The 17,548-nt window shown below is 41.9% G+C and carries 12 protein-coding genes and 1 pseudogene; 5 read left to right on the top strand and 8 right to left on the bottom strand.

Going from position 1 to position 17,548, the window contains the following annotated elements:
• Positions 1-38: 38 nt before the first annotated feature.
• Positions 39-686: a hypothetical protein gene (locus AC0L4E_RS13455; RefSeq protein WP_473679597.1), complete on the bottom strand. Its 648-nt coding sequence runs from the start codon at positions 684-686 to the stop codon at positions 39-41.
• A gap of 1,929 nt (positions 687-2,615) precedes the next feature.
• Between AC0L4E_RS13455 and AC0L4E_RS13450 the strand changes: the two genes are divergently transcribed.
• Genes AC0L4E_RS13450 through cydX form a run of 3 tightly spaced genes read left to right on the top strand, consistent with a single transcriptional unit; the run spans position 2,616 to position 5,463 of the window.
• A complete protein-coding gene (locus AC0L4E_RS13450; protein WP_473679596.1) occupies positions 2,616-4,172 on the top strand; it encodes a cytochrome ubiquinol oxidase subunit I in 1,557 nt (518 codons plus the stop codon).
• Between the two features lie 15 nt (positions 4,173-4,187).
• Positions 4,188-5,327, top strand: coding sequence for a cytochrome d ubiquinol oxidase subunit II (gene cydB, locus AC0L4E_RS13445; protein WP_473679595.1), 1,140 nt, complete (start codon positions 4,188-4,190; stop codon positions 5,325-5,327).
• Between the two features lie 13 nt (positions 5,328-5,340).
• Positions 5,341-5,463, top strand: coding sequence for a cytochrome bd-I oxidase subunit CydX (gene cydX, locus AC0L4E_RS13440; protein ID WP_473679594.1), 123 nt, complete (start codon positions 5,341-5,343; stop codon positions 5,461-5,463).
• A 95-nt stretch (positions 5,464-5,558) separates the two neighbouring features.
• Here cydX and AC0L4E_RS13435 read toward each other — a convergent pair whose 3' ends face one another.
• From AC0L4E_RS13435 to AC0L4E_RS13420, 4 genes and pseudogenes are all read right to left on the bottom strand, one after another.
• On the bottom strand, positions 5,559-6,041 hold the full coding sequence (locus AC0L4E_RS13435; RefSeq protein WP_473679593.1) for a DM13 domain-containing protein: 483 nt from the start codon (positions 6,039-6,041) through the stop codon (positions 5,559-5,561).
• 180 nt (positions 6,042-6,221) lie between these two features.
• Positions 6,222-8,225, bottom strand: a complete 2,004-nt coding sequence (locus tag AC0L4E_RS13430; RefSeq protein ID WP_473679592.1) for a methyl-accepting chemotaxis protein — start codon at positions 8,223-8,225, stop codon at positions 6,222-6,224.
• Positions 8,226-8,394: 169 nt separating this feature from the next.
• Positions 8,395-11,426, bottom strand: a pseudogene (locus tag AC0L4E_RS13425) (efflux RND transporter permease subunit).
• Between the two features lie 38 nt (positions 11,427-11,464).
• Positions 11,465-12,577 (bottom strand): efflux RND transporter periplasmic adaptor subunit, encoded by a 1,113-nt coding sequence (locus AC0L4E_RS13420; protein ID WP_473679591.1) that lies wholly within the window; start codon positions 12,575-12,577, stop codon positions 11,465-11,467.
• Positions 12,578-12,836: 259 nt separating this feature from the next.
• Here AC0L4E_RS13420 and AC0L4E_RS13415 point away from each other — a divergent pair, with 259 nt between their 5' ends.
• Together AC0L4E_RS13415 and AC0L4E_RS13410 are read left to right on the top strand one after the other, a co-directional pair.
• The gene (locus tag AC0L4E_RS13415; RefSeq protein WP_473679590.1) at positions 12,837-13,481 is read left to right on the top strand and encodes a TetR/AcrR family transcriptional regulator; all 645 of its coding nucleotides are present in this window, start codon (positions 12,837-12,839) and stop codon (positions 13,479-13,481) included.
• Between the two features lie 155 nt (positions 13,482-13,636).
• Positions 13,637-14,566: a DUF6268 family outer membrane beta-barrel protein gene (locus tag AC0L4E_RS13410; protein ID WP_473679589.1), complete on the top strand. Its 930-nt coding sequence runs from the start codon at positions 13,637-13,639 to the stop codon at positions 14,564-14,566.
• Between the two features lie 98 nt (positions 14,567-14,664).
• Here AC0L4E_RS13410 and AC0L4E_RS13405 read toward each other — a convergent pair whose 3' ends face one another.
• The 3 genes from AC0L4E_RS13405 to AC0L4E_RS13395 form a co-directional block, all read right to left on the bottom strand.
• Positions 14,665-15,237: a chalcone isomerase family protein gene (locus AC0L4E_RS13405; protein ID WP_473679588.1), complete on the bottom strand. Its 573-nt coding sequence runs from the start codon at positions 15,235-15,237 to the stop codon at positions 14,665-14,667.
• Between the two features lie 67 nt (positions 15,238-15,304).
• On the bottom strand, positions 15,305-15,784 hold the full coding sequence (locus AC0L4E_RS13400) for a DUF2947 domain-containing protein (RefSeq protein WP_473679587.1): 480 nt from the start codon (positions 15,782-15,784) through the stop codon (positions 15,305-15,307).
• Positions 15,785-15,949: 165 nt separating this feature from the next.
• The gene (locus tag AC0L4E_RS13395) at positions 15,950-17,524 is read right to left on the bottom strand and encodes a methyl-accepting chemotaxis protein (RefSeq protein WP_473679586.1); all 1,575 of its coding nucleotides are present in this window, start codon (positions 17,522-17,524) and stop codon (positions 15,950-15,952) included.
• Positions 17,525-17,548: the final 24 nt, after the last annotated feature.

The following is a 17,548-nucleotide window of genomic DNA, read 5'->3' as shown; positions in this document are numbered from 1 at the left end:
TATCGAGTTATTTGGCAGACATCAATATGATAGAGTTTTCACACATCTTCAGGTTTGTTAGTTGGCTTAATAGTATTAAATTTAGCGTCACTGACAGTGACTAAAGCAGCAATAAAAATGATTGCTAATAAATCAATTGAGATTGTTTGAACTGGTAAATTTTCTGTGTATTGATTAAAAGTAAAGCCTGGAGAAAATAACGCATTAATTCCAAACTGTAAGTTAGAATCCCAACTTATATTAGCGTAGATACCACCAAGTCCTGAATATGTAGCCGAAATAGCTCCAATTGCAATGTTAGGAACTTGAAGTGACTGGTTTAGTATTGAAAGCCAATAATATTTGTAATTTTCCTTTATTGCAGTCAAGCCAGCGATTAAATTAAGCGCTATCAAAGGTAAAGATACTGCGGTACTCAGTAGTGATGCAGAGCCATCAAATATTGAGGTGATGTAAAAAAACAAAATTGCTACAGCAGCAGTAATTTGAAAATAACCTATTACTTTAACCCGACTTTCAGCAAGCGAGAATGCTGTAGCCTTTTCATGTTCTCGTTTTTCATTTATTTCACCCTGCCTATTGGATAGTTCGCTAATTAAAGCTGCATAGTTAGGCGTACTGGGATCTATATTTTTTACATCAAGTAGTTCATCAGTTGAGTATTTAGAGTAGTCAATTGAGCTCATAACTTTCCTTGTTGTGATTACAGTTCATTGAGTATTGTTTTTGATAAGTCTTCGATTAAGTTGTTGATATACAGAATTTTACATTTGCATTGTAATTAATGTAAAGCCATTACTATTTAAGGGTTCTGATTAGGGCATGTTTACAATAAAGTCGTGGTGCTTCGCCCACACCAGACGAAAGGGAAACAACAGCATTTCCCTTCTCGACATCCCTTGCCGCCCCTTCGAAATTGCTCTGAAAAGCGAGCAAGCCTCATGCTTATTCGAAAATAGCTAACGCTTTAGAAAGGCCATCCATGGCCAACTAAAGCTAGCCTGACGTCCTGTCAGGCTTACGCCATTTTCTTCAAAGCATTTCTGCAATTTCAATGGGGAACATCAAGGCTGCAGGTTCGCTTATAGTTCCTAATTTTTTAGAAGCCAATTTTATTTGTTTTTTGATGCTTTTGATCTTCTTTGAATGTTCAATTTGAATTGAGGTAAGCAAGAAAATCGCGTGAGTCCAGACATGGATGTCTGGCTAGCTTTCGAGGGGAAGGGACGCCCCATCGGGAGCGTTAGTGATTTTTGTAGCTTGCTGAAGCGGGCTGCAAAGGAAGGTTAATGCTGGATGATTCTCCGTTGGAAATTTTGCTGTTTAAATTTCGCCGGAGCTGCGGGGTGTTCTAAGAGGGAGTCGCAGTTCACTCCCTTTTAGTCTGGTGTGGGCGAAGCGCCACGACGTTGACTTAATCCAAACGAAGTTTGGACAATAGGTCAATTCACAGCCCAAAGTTGATCAACAACCCAATATCAAACGTATGTTTGAATAGTTCCATTTTAGATATAAAAAGACATTAAAAAGCCCCTTAGAATCGAAATTCTAAAGGGCCATTCAATGCTCTATGTTGCAAGTGAGCTGCAAGAGCTGTTTTGCGCTAACAAAACATCAAGGGTAACGTCCGATGACTTTAGCAAGCTGACTGCATACTCAAGACATCTTTCGTTGTATTGCCGCTAACGGGTATCAAAAGGTAAGACACAAACGTTAGCAACAACAAAAAGCGATTTAGTACGCTTGGTACATCTCAACAAATACTTTTTTGTAGCTGTTGATGAAACGCTCAAATAATTTAGTCATTTTTAAATCTCCACTCAGTAATATTGTCAAATTAGTAGAGTTGGGGATGCAACTTGAAATCCATTCTGTTCAAGTTCAATCGGCCTTCTCTGAATACAGGATGTATTCTATGCCTGTTCAAAAAATAGCTCAAACGAATAAAATTAATCTTTAGGATTAGTAAAGCTAATGCAAAATGCTATTTTGGTTTAAGCTTGAAATGCTTTGTTGTGAGAAATTCTTTTAATATCATGGGTTAGTTGTGTTTTGTTGGTTTTATTTTGGGTTAAATATTCTATTGCAAAAATGTACAAAGTTGTTTTTTGTCACTAAGGGTGTTTTTATTAGTATTAGGTGGTTTAGGATTGTTGATTTTACAAAAATGTAAACAAATCCCTAGCAAGTATCTGCGTTTGTGTCAACTCCTAAAAGGTGGTAGTTTGCGCACCTGCTCAAAACCCGCATAAAAGCCATTTTTTATGACTGATTATGTTGATTGGTATCAAATTTCGGTGATATAAATTAAGGGTAAACAGTATTTGATTTTTGACTTAAGTGGTTGATATTAAGTGAATTATTGATATTGAGCACTTTAGTTTTTTAGTGTTAAGTCACCTTTTAAGGTTAACTGTGATGAATATCTCATTTATAAGGTGTTTTAACAAGATAAACTGAGCACGCGATTGAAACGTAGTTTAGCCTCGATTTAACAAGGTGTTAACCTGTTGTTTTGAGCCCTACTTTAGATTAATAAATTTTCCTGCAATGGCACTTGTTGTGATTGATGGGAATCGTCATGACAATTGGATGTACCGAGTAAGGAGTCACCAATGATTATTGAAGAGGTTGTAGAACTGTCACGATTGCAGTTCGCGCTTACAGCCATGTACCACTTTCTGTTTGTACCGTTAACCTTAGGTTTAGCCTTTATTTTGGCGATCATGGAATCACTTTATGTGATGACAGATAACCAAATCTATAAAGATATGACTAAATTCTGGGGTAAGTTATTCGGGATTAACTTTGCTTTAGGTGTGACCACCGGTTTAGCAATGGAATTCCAGTTCGGTACTAACTGGGCTTATTTCTCACATTACGTGGGTGATATTTTCGGCGCACCATTGGCCATTGAAGGCCTAATGGCATTCTTCCTAGAGTCGACTCTAGTAGGTATGTTCTTCTTCGGTTGGGATCGATTCAGCAAACGTCAGCATTTAGCAGTCACTTGGTTAGTTGCTATCGCTTCTAACATGTCGGCTTTATGGATTTTGGTTGCAAACGGTTGGATGCAAAACCCAGTAGGTTCTGTGTTTAACTACGAAACAATGCGTATGGAAATGACCAGCTTCGCTGAAGTGGTATTTAACCCAGTAGCGCAAGTTAAGTTCGTTCATACCGTAGCATCTGGTTATGTTGCTGGTGCGATGTTCGTTCTTGCAATCAGCTCGTACTACATCCTTAAAGGTCGTGACTTACCGTTTGCTCGTCGCTCGTTTGCGATTGCAGCAAGTTTCGGTATGGCATCTATCCTGTCTGTTATCGTATTAGGTGATGAATCTGGCTATAAAGTCGGTGAAGTACAACGCGTTAAGTTAGCAGCAATTGAAGCTGAGTGGCACACTGAGCCAGCTCCAGCAGCATTTACTGCTGTAGGTTTCCCGAATCAAGAGAAGATGGAAACTGACTTCGCGATTAAGATCCCTTATGCAATGGGTATCATTGCAACGCGTTCTATCGATGAAGAAGTGACAGGTATCATTGACTTAATCGACGAGCATGAAGTACGTATTCGTAACGGTATGGTTGCTTACTCATTCCTTGAGCAGCTAAAAGCTGGCGATGAAAGTCCTGAATTGCGTGCAAATTTTGAAGCAACAAAAGGTGACTTAGGTTACGGCTTATTGCTTAAGCGTTACACTGAAAACGTGGTTGACGCGACTGAAGAACAAATTAAAGCGGCTGCTAAAGATTCTATTCCTAACGTAGCGCCTATGTTCTGGTCATTCCGTATCATGGTTGGTGCTGGTGTGATTATGTTATTCGTGTTTGCTGCTGCATTCTGGCAAAGCACGCGTCATAAGATTGAAGAGAAGCCTTGGGTATTACGTGCTGCACTATACAGCTTACCGTTACCTTGGATTGCGATTGAATGTGGTTGGTTTGTGGCTGAATACGGTCGTCAACCTTGGACCATTTCAGAAGTGCTTCCGACCTTTATGTCAGCGTCGAGTCTAACGACTTCGGATCTGTGGTTCAGTATCATTTCTATCACTGTGTTCTACTCGATTCTATTAGTGATTGAATTGTTCTTAATGTTTAAGTTTGCTCGTCTAGGCCCATCAAGCCTTAAGACAGGTAGATATCATTTTGAAAACCAAGATGCTTAATCTGAGGACCTGATTATGTTTGATTATGAAATACTAAGATTTATCTGGTGGGCTCTGATTGGCGTATTGCTAATTGGGTTCTCTGTGACCGACGGTTTTGATATGGGTGTAGGTGCGTTATTACCAGTGATTGGTAAAGACGATACTGACCGCCGTATTATGATCAACACCATTGCACCGCACTGGGATGGTAACCAAGTTTGGTTAATCACCGCAGGTGGCGCACTGTTTGCTGCATGGCCTATGGTTTACGGCGTATCTTTCTCTGGCTTCTATGTGGCTATGATGTTGGTACTGTTTGCCTTATTCCTACGTCCAGTTGGCTTTGATTACCGCTCTAAGATTGAAGATCCAAGATGGCGTAAGTCGTGGGATTATGCGTTATGTATCGGTGGCTTCGTACCACCGCTGATTATCGGTGTTGCGTTTGGTAACTTACTCCAAGGCGTTCCATTTGATTTTGATCAGTTCTTACGTGCAACTTACCACGGTGGTTTATTTGGCTTACTAAATCCATTCGGTTTATTAGCAGGCTTAATTGCAGCATTTATGTTCGTGATGCAAGGTGCATCTTGGCTACAAATGAAGACGGAAGGCGAACTACGTGTTCGTGCAGCAAAAGCTGCTCAAATTACTGGTCTTCTCGTTGCTGTATTATTTGCTATTGCAGGTGTTTGGTTAGTAAACGGTATTGACGGTTATGTGATTACTTCTGCTATCGATACTGCTGGCCCTTCAAACCCAACGACTAAAACCGTTGCTGTTGAAGCTGGCGCTTGGTTAGCTAACTACGACAAGTACCCACTGACTATGCTATTCCCTGTATTGGGTCTGCTTATGCCTGTACTGGTTGTACTTGCTAGTCGCTTAAACCGTAGTGGTTTTGCCTTCTTATTTAGCTCATTAGCTATTGCAGGTATCATTTTGACTTGTGGCGCAGCAATGTTCCCATTCATCATGCCATCTTCTTTAGACCCGAATGTGAGCTTAACCATGTGGGATGCCACGGCGAGTGAGATTACACTTAATGTAATGACTTGGGCTGCAATCATTTTCGTACCGATTGTACTGAGTTATACCGCTTGGACTTATTACAAGATGTTTGGTCGCTTGAACCGTGAGTTCATCGAAAAGAACAAAACATCACTATATTAATTAAGGAGCCATTATGTGGTATTTCTCTTGGATACTAGGTGTATTACTAGCCTGTGCTTTTGGCATCATTAATGCGCTTTGGCTTGAGAACACTGAAAACTTAGACAGAATCAAAGAAGCTGACTCTGATAAGTAACAAGTAGTTTAAGCTAGAAAAATAAAACCCTGCACTTGCAGGGTTTTTTATTGGCTGAAAATAACAGTAGAAATAGCTGAGGTTTTATTTAACGATTAAATTGACTGATATTGCGCCGCAGTTATGAATTGATTGAAGCTTTCGCACCAAATGATAATGGTGTTGTAGTCGGCGACATTGACCTCAGTAGTGATTGGCACAAGAAAGTTATCGAAGGTTTTCACGTCAGCTACTTGAACCATGGTTGATTTTAAACGTATGAAGTCAGCTTCGGTTTCGACAAACTCTTTAGCCAAATACACTTTAAAATCAGGCCCAGGTGAGAGGTTACCATTGAGGGTAATAAACTCATCACCAATGGTGACTTTGCCTTCGCCCCAATGCAATGCATCGCTGTCTTTTAGGTCTCGGGTAAATTCAGTGGAAAAGCGTTGTTGGCTGTCGACTGATAATACTTGCTCGCTGCTAGGTGCATCTGGCGCGGTCAAAATAGGAAGTGCGTAAATACCGGCGCCAAAGCCCACGGTGAGTACGAGTGCATGGCTTGAAAATAATGCTGCTATGGTACGTTTTTTCATGCTTTTCCTTATCAATTTGAGCGAGTCATTTAAATCTGTCTTTAATTTTTGCTATTACGGCCATTTGCTATAAAACAAAAGGGCATGAACTTTTCAGTCCATGCCCTAATAAAGACCTGAGTTCGCTAAGGTTTATTTCAGCTAATAAAAAATCTTCTATCCAGTTAATGCTTAATAAGCCTAAACCTTAAAGAAATTAATCTTAGTTTTAAGATCACCAGCGAGTTCTGTTAATCCATCTGCTACTTCAACGGTCTCTCCAGCGCGCACTTGGCCTTCATTGGCGAGCGAAGATATTTGGTGAAGATTACGGGTAATTTCGTCTGCAACCGCGCTCTGTTGCTCTGTAGCGCTGGCTATACTGCTAGTGAATGTAGCAAGCTCACCGATACTTTCGGTGATTTGGCTTAATTGGTGACTGGTTTCCATACCTTGTTCAGCAGAGTGGGTTCCCAATTTGTGGCTATCTTCCATTTGCTGGGCAGTGCTTTTAACCTGTGACTGCAACTGGCCAATGGTTTTACTGATTTCTGAAATCGAGCTTTGAGTGCGCTGAGCAAGGGAGCGAACTTCATCAGCTACTACAGCAAAGCCGCGTCCTTGCTCACCAGCTCTAGCCGCTTCAATGGCTGCATTTAACGCCAATAAGTTAGTTTGTTCGGCAATACTGTTGATCACTTCGGTAACTTGGTTAATGGCTTCACTTTCTTTACTGACATTTTCAATGTTAGCTTGGCTTTCATTAAGCTGGGTTTTAAGTGAATTGAGTGACTCAACGACTTCGGTTAGTTGTTGATGACCGCTACGAGAAGACTCATCTACTTGTTGGCTTTTCGCTGCGCCTTCATTTGAGTGACTTGCCACATCACGAATAGAGGCTGACATTTCTTCAATGGCGGTGGCTATTTGATTGGTTTGCATCATGAGTGATTCAGACTCATCACCGTTCTGCCTTGCCATCTCTTGGGCTTTTTGCGCCTGAGATTCTAAGGTTTCAACTGAGTGCTGCAACGAGTCAATCAAGTCTTTTAAGTTTGCGGACATGTCTGCTGCGCTGGCGGTAATTTGATCTATTTCATTATTGCTATTGGGATCTCTTAGCTCAAATCGCTGTGACAAATCGCCTTTGCCTAATGCCTGCAATTGTTGCTGTAAAACCAGAAGTGGCGCCATTGCTTTAACTTGCGACATTGCCAGCAAACCGCTGATTAAAATAATCCCCAAGACAGCAACGCCAGCGGTGATATAAAGCAGCTGCATACTTTCGTTATTAAGCTCTGACGCTTCAGTTAAGCCGATTAACGTCCAATTCCAACCAGGGATATTAATGCTATTGGCAAACATGGTTTTCTGCTGATTATTGAGATACTCGTAACTAAAATGATTGCCGATCATTTTATTGGCATCTAAACCATTTAAAATTTCAGGACTGAGTTCATCCCCAGTATTAAATCTAGGGTGGGAAATTAACCTTTTATCGCTGTTTCTTACCAGCATATAGTAGCCAGACTCTTCAACCACCAGGTTGTTGATGGTTTTTTGCAGCTCAGTGATTGACTCTGTAATGTCAAAACCGATATATAAAATACCAATAACTTCGCCGCTATCGTTTTTGATTGGGCGGTAAACTGTCATGTAATCTTTGCCGAATAACTTGGCATACCCTTCGTAGGTTTCACCCTTAATTAGGGTTTGATAACCTGGGTGTCCTTTACCTAAATAGGTCACTAATGCACGTGAACCATCGACTTTTTTAAGCGAGGTTGAGATCCGTAAAAAGTCATCGCCATCTTTAACAAAGATAGTTGCAGTGCCGCCAGTGAGATTTGAAAAGCGATCTACTCGACTTTTGGTGGCGTTAATTTGGGTATTTTCATGAACGAGTGCAGGGGTTTGAGTACTGTAAATTCTGACACTGCGGTCAGGTTTATGAAAATTGCCAGGGTACATGGCACGAAGAATATCGGCATTTCGGCGGGCAAGGTTTAACAAGCTCACATATTGCAGCTCGATGAGCGCGGCATTACTTTGCATTTGCTCATTCATCGAATCAATGGCTTTTTCTTTTAATACATTCGACGAGCTGAAATAGGAAACGGAAGAAATAATACTGAATACCAGTACCGTAAGCGCTAACGAAAAGTACGTTATTTGTTTTGTTATTGACCAACTTCGATAGTTCATTTGATAAGTTCCGAGAAAAAGGTGAATACAATTTAGTAGATATACTCACAAATTGACTTGATTAAGATCATGAGAAGAATGAGAAATATCAGTAATTAGTTATTCAACATATTAAACAAAAAAACGACGCATTAATGCGTCGTTTTTCTATGGTTAGTAGTTGAAAATATTAAATTTGTACGGGCGACAATATTTCAATTTTCTGTGATTTTTTCTTCATTAAAATAAGATACATTGTCGGTACCCAAATCAGCGATAACATGGTGGTTAACAAAGTGCCGCCGGCGATAGCGATAGCGAAAGGTGGCCAGAAGCCGCCGCCTGCAATAATCAACGGTAAAAATCCGCCAATAGTGGTGATCGTGGTGGAACCAATATGTCTGCCGCAACCACTGACCAGTTCAATTATGGTGTCAGTATTGCCAAGCCTTGCTTCGGGGACATCTTCTAATTCGGCCAAAATCACAATGGCGGCATTAATCGCTAAGCCCATTAATCCGAGTAAACCTATGATCACCGTAAAGCCAAACGGATAACCAAATAGGTAAACAGCCAGTAAGCCTAACCCCGCAGATTGAAATGCACTGAGTAAGATGATGGCGGTTAATCTAAATGAGTTAAACGACAGTACTACTGTGGCGAGTAATAGAGTCACCACCACCACGATATTGGACAGTAAGTTACCTACTGCTTCATCACGTTTAGCACTCTCACCGCCAATTTCTAAATGGTAGCCAGAAGGCAGTTCAATTTGCTCAAGTTTTGCTTTGACATCATTTAGCACTTTACCGGGCAGCACGCCGCTGACAATATAGGCTTCAATAGTATTGACGCGCTCACCATTTCGACGTGGAATACCGCCGCGACTAACATTGATTTCATTATGAGATATAGCAGAAAGCGGAATGGTATCGCCTTGGCTTGAGACAAGGTTAAGTTCTGCTAAACGGGTGGCTTCCTCCCTTGAAGAATCAGCTAAACGCACTCGAACGGGCAGTGATTCTGTTTGCTCTAAAATGCTGCCGCCAATGATCCCTGTGGTCGCCATTTCAATTTGTTTGGCAATATCGGTCAGACTTAAGCCGCTCATTAAGCTGGCATCTTCATTAATTTGTAGCCACACCTTTGGCGTGCCAGCACTTAAAGTCGCGCGAGTATGAATCACATCTTCTGTTTGCATTAACAAACCGCGTGCTTGTTCGCCTAGCTGATTTAAAGTGTCTAATGATGGGCCGTATATTCGCAGTTCAACAGGTGCGTTAAATGGTGGGCCTTGTTCAAGCTTTCTTACTAGGATTTGTGCTTGGGGGAAGTCGGTATCAAATTCTCGTTGCAAGGATAAAATCAACCGATTAGCTGCATCAAAATCGGTGACCTTCACCATGGCCTGAGCGTAGTTGGTCGCACCTTGTTGACGCTGGGTAAGGTTGTAATAAAACGAAGGCGTATTGCCGCCCACAACCCAAGTGATCATTTCGACATCGTCGATGGATTCAAGGCGCTCATCAATGGCTTTAACTTGTTTTAAGGTGTTGTCTAAGCTCACATGAGGCGCTAAATACACTTCAATCTGAAACATGTCTCTGTCAGAGGGGGAAAGAATTGCTCTGTCATCTTGGTTGAGGCAAAAAAGCCTACCAGCGGTAGCACACCAATTAACAATGCGATGATTATTGGGCGTTTTAGGGCAAAGGCTAAGCTGGCTTTAAAAGCATGACCGAGTCGAGGGAAGGCCATGCCTTTTTGATACCAAGCCATTGATTCATTATCTTGACTAAATCGACCTGCAAGCCCAGCAATAATGGTATGCGAAATAAGGTAAGAGCCTAAAAGGGCAAACATCACCGAGATAGCAATACCGCCAACAAACTCACCAGCGGCGCCGGGCATTAAGACAATCGGTGCAAAAGCGAGCATGGTGGTTATGGTTGAGCCAGCTAATGGCAGCCATAAGTGGTGCAAGGTTTTACTGACGGCTTCAAGTTTACTTAATCCTTGTTTGCGGCGCTGAGCAATGGCATCAACAATCACAATGGCATTATCGACCATGATCCCAAGTGCAACCACTAGACCTGTCACCGACATTTGATGAATAGGAAGGCCGGTGTATTTCATACAAGCTAGAGTAAAAAGGGCGGTTAATGGTAATGACAAGGCAACGATAACAGCGTTTCTGAGCCCTAAGGTCAGCATTAAAACAAATAGGATAATTAAGAAACCTTGAATAAGGTTTATCACTAAATCACCAAGACGTACGCTGGTGTAGCCTTGTTGATCAAACAGCCATTGCACTTCGATGTTAGCAGGCAGGTTTGCGCTAAAGCTGTTTACCACTTGGCTCACTTGAGCCTGCCATTTATCGACGCGGTTATTTTCAATCATACGGGCTGAAACCAACACCCCAGACTCGCCATTAATGAGTGCGATACTGGTGGCAGGTGTTTTTGGCTGACGGCTTACTTTCGCTACATCAGCAAGGCGAATAATTTGGCCATTGCTATCTATTTTTAGCGGCACTTCGCTTACGCGGGTGATTGAATCTAGCTCACCAGATACTTCAATTAGGGCTTTAAATGTGGCGTTATTGATTTCACCTGCGGAGATCTTACTGTCAGCGTTAGCCAGAATAGCGGCAATACTGGCAGGAGTGAGCTTAAGTTGGCTGATTTTGTTACCGTCTAACTCGACTAAGATTTCTTCATCAGGCGTGCCTGATAATTTAACAAAATCAGTACCGCTTAATACCCGTAATTTACTTTGAAGCTCTTTAGCGTAGCGATTTAGCACATCAGTACGAATAGGTGTGTCGCTTTGCCACACTAAACCTAAAATGGCAGTGTTGGCATAACCAGTTTGATCATCTAGCAGACTATTTTGCGCCGAGGTGGGTAGCTGATATTTACTGTCAGAAATTAAATCTCGCGCTCTAGACCACACAGGCGCAGTATCAATAACGGTATCTTTCAGTTCAAGTTGAATCACTGAAATTCCAGGGCGCGAAGTCGATTGCACTAACTTTAATTCTTCTAAGCGGCGCAGTTCATTTTCCAGCACCTCAGTGACCAGAGCTTCAACTCGCTCGGCTGACGCACCAGGGTATTGAGTAACAACTGTGGCAAAACGGTTAGTAATGGTGGGGTCTTCGGTACGAGGCAAACTGCTTATGGCACCTAAACCTGCTACCAATAGCAGCGCTATCATTAAGCTGGCGAGCCTGCCATTTTCTACAAAGGCCTTTATCATAATGACCTCGCCACAGTCTCTGAAGTTGGTTTAACTAATTGGCCAACTACTAGTTTATGTAAGCCTTGGGTGACGATGACATCATCTTTATGGATTGCACCATTGATGTAAGCTTGCTGCTCAGTGGTATATAAAATATCTACGTCGCGGCGTTCAATTCTTGCCAAACCATCTTCATTTTTTTGCACCACAAATACGTTCCATAAGCCCCTCACACCATCGGTGAGTGAAGATATTGGCACCCAATAACCTGCAACCGCAATGTGTTGTTGGTACTCAAGGTAGGCTATTTCACCATTTATCACTTGCTTATTACTCGGTAAATCTACTCGTAATTGTACTGTGCGAGTGACAGCATCAATTTCGGCGCTGATCCCTGCAATGCGTCCTTTATAGATATTTTGACCAATTTGAATATCAACAATTTGATCTGTTTTAAGGTTTTGCGCCACGGTATTGGGGACACCAATGTAAGCCTGTTGTTGGCTAGTGCCGATTAAGGTAAATACCGGACTGCCTAAGGCAATGACTTCACCTAGATTATGATGACGCTTACTGATGGTGCCGTTAAACGGTGCGATGAGTGTTGATTTTAAAATTTTAAGTTCAGTGGCATATAGCGAAGCTTGTAAACGCTTTTGATTGGCTATAAGACTGGCAACTTGTTGCTGGTTTTCATCGAATTGCTGTTCAGACACATACTGCTTCTCCTTGAGTTCAATGGAGCGCCCCAAGTTACTTTGGGCTAGATCTAAGTCAGCTTGGGTTTGTTGCAGTGATGCACTGAGCTGTTGCTGCTCAGCTTCAAGTAATTGAGTATTTAACGTGGCAAGCTTTTGACCTTTAACAACAGCGTCACCACTATCGACTATGATATCGCTGAGTTTACCCGCAAGTTCAAAACCTACCCCAGTTGTGTCGGCTGAGCGAACTGTACCGGTATAACGCTGCTGATGCTCATAGCTCGGATTAAAGCTTAACGGTTGGGTTATCACATTAGGCACAGTAACAGCTACGCTGGGAGAAGCATCTTGTTTGCTACAGGCACTGAGCAAGAGTAACGAGATGGCGAAACTTATCGCTGTGAAAGAATGAGGCGCTGTTTTCATGGGAACATTCCTATTGCTAATGCAACTTCCTTGGCAATTCAATATAGATGATATTGACCTGCGAATAACATCGTGTGATGCTTGAATTAAGAACTAGACTGTCTAGTCCATTTTGTAATTAGTTTATTTCCATAAAACTAGACTGTCCAGTCTAATTTGTGATTAAATGTTAATTCTCGTAACAAGTTTGCTGCGGGAACATGTAAAAAAGGCTTTAAATCAATAAGCAAAGCCTCAAAAAATAAAAGATGAATTTATTATGATAACTGCGAAACACTCAACACTTTGCCAACATAATGCGCCGAAAACGCGTAGTGAGCAGAAATGTGCCCAAATACTAGAGGCGGCGATTGAGCTGTTTTGTGTTCAAGGGTTTCCAAATACCAGCATGGATTTAGTGGCGAAAAAAGCTGGGGTTTCAAAGCAAACCGTCTATTCTCATTTTGGCTCTAAAGATGAGTTATTCATTGCTGCCATTGAATCTAAATGTGTGGTGCATCAACTAACAGGTAACTTGTTAGAAGACGCGGCCAATGCCGAGCAAACCATCAGAATGTTTGCCACTCAATTTGGTGAGCTTATAGTCAGTGATGAAGTTCTCGCAGTATTCAAAACCTGTTTAGCTCATACCGATTCACATCCTGAATTATCTAAGCTTTATTTTGATGCAGGCCCTAAGCATATTCTTGGGCTATTAAGTGACTACTTTACTCGAGTCAATGAGCTAGGAGAGTTACATTTTGCTAATCCACACGATAGCGCCGTTAGACTGTGTTTAATGCTGTTTGGTGAGTTAAAAATGCGCTTAGAGTTAGGGCTTGATGCCACTGATTTACTCAAAGACAGGCAGAGCTATATTGATGAAACAGTGAGCCTATTTTTACATGCCCACCGCAAATCGTAAACGGGCACTGTTGTGAAAACCAAAAACTGTGTAATATCTCATAATATATTGAATTTGTGATCCAAATTGAATTGGTCATGGTATAGACCTTAGGATTTATCATAGATAATTTTGATACTAGACCCTAAAAATAATAATGAGAAAGGATGCAGTTAATGAAAGTTATTCCCAGCTTGTTCCAGGCTAATCAGCTTGATGTAAATTCTGTTAAAAAAGCAGTCAAGTTAACAGCGCTTGCTGGTCTGCTCCTCGCACCTCAAGTTATCGCGAGAGATTACTCCCCATTTAAGTTCCATGTTTCGCGCACTTCAACAGATTCTGCCCAAGTGGGTGACACAAATGCAGAGTTGCAGCGTGATGTTTGGCGCTTAAAGTTGTCGGGTTCTATGCCTATCAATAAAGAGTGGATGATCGGCGCTAATATTGGTTATGACAATTTAGATTATGGCTTTAAAAACATCGACAGCGATGTGTTAAATGGCCAAGTCACGCCATGGAACTCAATCAATAAATACAGCGCAGGTTTGTCATTCATTTATCGTCCAAATCAAAACTGGATGTTTATGGTTGCGCCTAAACTGCAATATTCTTACGCCAATACCGCGTCATCTTCAGATGCGCAAAGCTATGGTGTAGTTGGCTCGGCGATGTATCGCTTTGAGTCTGGCAACATGTTGGGTTTTGGTGTGGCATATCTTAATGACATTTCAGAAGTTAAAACCGTACCTTACATTGCAGTGCGCTGGAAAATTACAGATAAGCTAACCCTAGGTAACCCATTTGAAGCAGGTTTCAGTGGCCCAGCAGGTTTGGAATTATCTTATGAAATGAATGAAAAGTGGAATTTTGGGGTGGGAACATCTCGCCGCTCTGAGCGCTTTTTAATTTCTGATAGTGAGCAAACCATCGAAATGGAGGAGTGGGTAGGCTTTGTTCGTGCTGGATGGCACATTAGTGAGAAAGCGACTATTAATGCCTATGGTGGTTACTTCTTTAATAGTGAAATGGAGCTCAGTGAGCCAGATGTTACCGATGAAATTGAAAATCAGGCAGCGATTGGCCTAGCGTTTGATATTAAGTTTTAATCAGTAAATAATTCGATTATTGTGATAAACAAAAAAGCGACTAAATGGTCGCTTTTTTGTTCTGCTTAGATTAACAGTAAGAAAATTGAATTAAGCTATTATTTAGCCAACATATTCTTACGTAAGCTTTTTTGTGCAGGGTCGTCGCCTAACCAAATTTTAAGCAGTGCTTGTCTAAAAGCTTCGCCTTCAATAGTGGCTTGTTCAACGCCATTTTTAAAACTGGTTACGCCAGCACCTTTATGAGTCACAAAGGTAAATTGATCGCCTTTGCTAACTTCTTCAGTAAACAGTCCCATAAATTGTTCTATGTTTTTGTCTATTGATGCTGTATTGCCGTCGGTTGCGCTATCAAAACCTTCGTTAATGGCATCGACCATTTTATCTGAGGTGATCATACCTGAGGTAATGTTAAGGCGTACAACTGCTATTGATTGTTCTAATACAGATGCTAAATCTGTTGCTGGCGTTGCGATATAAAGGCTGCCAACATACAAATCCATAAAGAATTTACTGCGAACACCTGCGCCATTTAAGGCAAGAGATTGCTCGGCGATAGTCAGGTTATCAGCAAGCTCGACACCTGATACGGTTTTAGCTTGAGCCAATGTCGAGGTAAGTAAACTGGTTGAGAGAACTGCGGTTAGAGCGATTGTTGAAAATGCTTTCATAGGGGACTCGTTTTATAATTGTAATAGCCACGAGGGTATTAATCTGAGTACTCGTGGCAAATCGGTTTTAGCTGCGCATCCCTAGCTTGTATTGTCCATTTTGTTCAAACATGATTGCTTGTTTTTTCTTGGGAGCAATCAGGATTGGACCGTCATCAAAAAACAAAAATGCTTTCCAATTGCGGGCAAATACCGCCCAAGTTGTTTCGATAATTTGATATTTTTCATAACAGAAGAAGACTTGAGTCTCGTCATCCCAGTCAATGAATTCAGCAATGGGCTCCAATAATGCGTTGTCATCAGAATCCCATGCTGATTGCCAATGCTCTGTGTGTTTCCAAGCATCTTGTTTAGCCGCCCAGTCACCTTTTGAGAATAGTTCAGCACGATTACACTTATTACTTATCCATTGATTCCAGACTGTCATTGCACTCTTGTCGGTGAGAGGCTTGATTAACGCTTTATCTGTATCTAACACTGGCAAATCTTTATGGTTAAAAATCCACTTGCGCTTGTATGCATCTAATGGGATGTAAGTGTGTGCCAAAAATAGCTCCTAGGTTTTGAAAGAGGTTGGTCTAAATTAAGACAGGGATTATAACCACTCGGTCATCATAGTGCTAGGGGCAGCTGGGAAGGGTTATATTAATACAACAAGAAAGCTTGATGCGCAGTACTCACGGGGAGTGTAGAGCGCTGCGCACCAAACTTTTTAAACTCTAAAGCGCCTGATCAGCGAATGAAAAATACCGATAGTGCTTTCAAGTGATTCGCTCGCCGTGAGTGACTTATTGGCTGCATTGGCAGTATCAGATGCGCCGTCTGCGATATCGATAATCTGCTGGTTAATGTGCTCGGCCACTGCGCTTTGCTCTTCAACTGCAGAAGACATTTGAAAGGTCATGTCGGTAATATTAACCACCGCATCTTTAATTTCGCTTAGTGCATTACGGGTGTTTTCAACCACTTCTACACCGTGTTTTGCAGCAAGCTCACCTTGGGCCGACATTTCAACTGCGCTGGAGGTTCTTTGTGAGAGCTGTTTAATCACGCCATGGATTTGGTCGGTTGATTCGCGGGTTTTAAATGCAAGGGCGCGGACTTCATCTGCAACTACACTAAAACCGCGACCTTGCTCACCAGCGCGAGCAGCTTCAATGGCCGCATTTAACGCTAATAAGTTGGTTTGATCTGCAATGGATGAAATGAGGTTAGCGGCTTGACCGATTTCAGCGGTTGAATCAGCTAATTCCTTAACGGTAACAGCAATACTGTCGACGGTATGACTGAGTTGATGAATCGATGACAATGACTCATCGGCTAGGTTTGAACCCGCATCCACAAATTGAATGGCGTTTTCTGCGCTATGTGAGTTCTCTTCAATTTTTTGAGCGACTTCTTGAATCGCTTGAGACATCTCGGTGATTGCAGAAGCTATCTGTTGAGTGGCTAAACCTTGTTGTTCAACAGAGGTTTGGGTGACGGCGACTTGGGTTTTACTGATATTGGAGATTTCACCTAAACCAGAAACCGACTCGTTAATGCGAGTTAACGCTGTGCGGCACCTTGCCATTTCGCTGATAAAGGCAAGTTTTGCTTGAGCACTAATGCCGACATCGTCAAAGTAGGTTTGAGCTACGGTGGCATCAGCAAACGATTTAGGACTGATATTCAATAGTTGCTGCCAATGATTACCTTGCTGTTTAAGACTCCAAAAGCTGCTAAGCACAGCAGTGACAAGTGTTGCAAATAAACCAGTGTGATTGCCTTGAAAGCCGAAATATCCCATAAGCGCTAGGCTAGGTAGAGCAATAGGCAGTATCTTTGCCAGATGATGACCTAGCTGAGCCATTAATGGGGTTGCTGATTGCCCAGCAAGAATACGTGAATACGCCTTGGTCGCTCGCTGCTTTTCTGATGGTTCAGCGCAAACTCGCACTGACTCATAACCCACTAAGGTTTTGCCATCATATACAGGAGTAACAAACGCGCTGACCCAATAATAATCGCCATTTTTGCGGCGGTTTTTAACTAATCCCATCCACACTTTTCCAGCTTTAAGCGTTTTCCACATGGTGGCGAAAACGGCTGCAGGCATATCAGGGTGGCGAACTAGGTTGTGGGGATTTCCAATGAGCTCTTCACGGCTATAACCACTGGTATCGATAAAAGCTTGATTGCAATGGGTAATGATCCCTTTGGGATCGGTGCTGGAAACGAGCGGGGTATCGGGTGAGAAAAAGTACTCTTGGTTATTACCAGTACGGCTTGCAGTATGATTATCCATAATTCTTCTTATATTAAACTGCAG

The organism is Shewanella sp. GJ50-10, assembly GCF_055808815.1.
This window is presented reverse-complemented; position numbering and strand designations above follow the sequence as displayed.

What these genes read in the sequence shown, in the direction of transcription:
- AC0L4E_RS13420 (WP_473679591.1), bottom strand. Translation starts at nt 12,577, where the DNA reads ATGAAAACAGCGCCTCATTCTTTCACAGCGATAAGTTTCGCCATCTCG.
- cydB (WP_473679595.1), top strand. Translation starts at nt 4,188, where the DNA reads ATGTTTGATTATGAAATACTAAGATTTATCTGGTGGGCTCTGATTGGC.
- AC0L4E_RS13435 (WP_473679593.1), bottom strand. Translation starts at nt 6,041, where the DNA reads ATGAAAAAACGTACCATAGCAGCATTATTTTCAAGCCATGCACTCGTA.
- AC0L4E_RS13405 (WP_473679588.1), bottom strand. Translation starts at nt 15,237, where the DNA reads ATGAAAGCATTTTCAACAATCGCTCTAACCGCAGTTCTCTCAACCAGT.
- AC0L4E_RS13410 (WP_473679589.1), top strand. Translation starts at nt 13,637, where the DNA reads ATGAAAGTTATTCCCAGCTTGTTCCAGGCTAATCAGCTTGATGTAAAT.
- AC0L4E_RS13430 (WP_473679592.1), bottom strand. Translation starts at nt 8,225, where the DNA reads ATGAACTATCGAAGTTGGTCAATAACAAAACAAATAACGTACTTTTCG.
- AC0L4E_RS13455 (WP_473679597.1), bottom strand. Translation starts at nt 686, where the DNA reads ATGAGCTCAATTGACTACTCTAAATACTCAACTGATGAACTACTTGAT.
- AC0L4E_RS13450 (WP_473679596.1), top strand. Translation starts at nt 2,616, where the DNA reads ATGATTATTGAAGAGGTTGTAGAACTGTCACGATTGCAGTTCGCGCTT.
- cydX (WP_473679594.1), top strand. Translation starts at nt 5,341, where the DNA reads ATGTGGTATTTCTCTTGGATACTAGGTGTATTACTAGCCTGTGCTTTT.
- AC0L4E_RS13395 (WP_473679586.1), bottom strand. Translation starts at nt 17,524, where the DNA reads ATGGATAATCATACTGCAAGCCGTACTGGTAATAACCAAGAGTACTTT.
- AC0L4E_RS13415 (WP_473679590.1), top strand. Translation starts at nt 12,837, where the DNA reads ATGATAACTGCGAAACACTCAACACTTTGCCAACATAATGCGCCGAAA.